The 571-nt window shown below is 48.2% G+C and carries 2 tRNA genes and 1 rRNA gene; all 3 read left to right on the top strand.

The features are described 5' to 3' along the window. The first annotated feature begins 14 nt into the window (after window positions 1–14). The 3 genes from rrf to P364_RS0134190 all read left to right on the top strand — a co-directional run bounded on the left by rrf (window position 15) and on the right by P364_RS0134190 (window position 343). Window positions 15–131 (top strand): 5S ribosomal RNA (gene rrf / locus P364_RS0134180). 37 nt (window positions 132–168) lie between these two features. Then, a tRNA-Ile gene (locus P364_RS0134185) sits at window positions 169–245 on the top strand. Between the two features lie 22 nt (window positions 246–267). Further along, window positions 268–343, top strand: a tRNA-Ala gene (locus P364_RS0134190). Window positions 344–571 lie beyond the last annotated feature (228 nt).

Here is a 571-nt window from a genome sequence, read left to right on the forward strand (position 1 = left end):
CAAACTCTCAAACGTTTGGTGGCGATAGCGAAGGGGTTCCACACGTTCCCATCCCGAACACGACCGTTAAGCCCTTCAGCGTCGATGGTACTTGGACCGCAGGGTCCTGGGAGAGTAGAACGCCGCCAAGCGTAAACCCATTATGGGTTTCAATATGATATATAATGTGGGCCCTTAGCTCAGTTGGTTAGAGCGCACCTCTGATAAGGGTGAGGCCGGTGGTTCGAGTCCACCAGGGCCCACCATGTATACCTTAAAATCTAATATGGGGCCATAGCTCAGCTGGGAGAGCGCCTGCCTTGCAAGCAGGAGGTCAGCGGTTCGATCCCGCTTGGCTCCACCAACAAGATTTTACAAGCTTGTTCTTTGAAAACTAGATATCGAAACGAAATTTTGCGATTTAGAACATTCCTTTTAGGGATGAATGCTTGTTCGGTTCAAGTAACCGATCAACAATCATCCTAGCTGAACTTGTGTTAAACAAGTTTCAATAAATAGTGAAAACTGCATGAGCGAGTGATCGAAATGGAGCGACTTTTGGCTTTGGACGTAGTCCAAAACAAGCGGAGCG

This window comes from Paenibacillus sp. MAEPY2 (assembly GCF_000499205.1).
In the GTDB taxonomy this organism is placed as follows: Bacteria; Bacillota; Bacilli; order Paenibacillales; family Paenibacillaceae; genus Paenibacillus; species Paenibacillus vandeheii.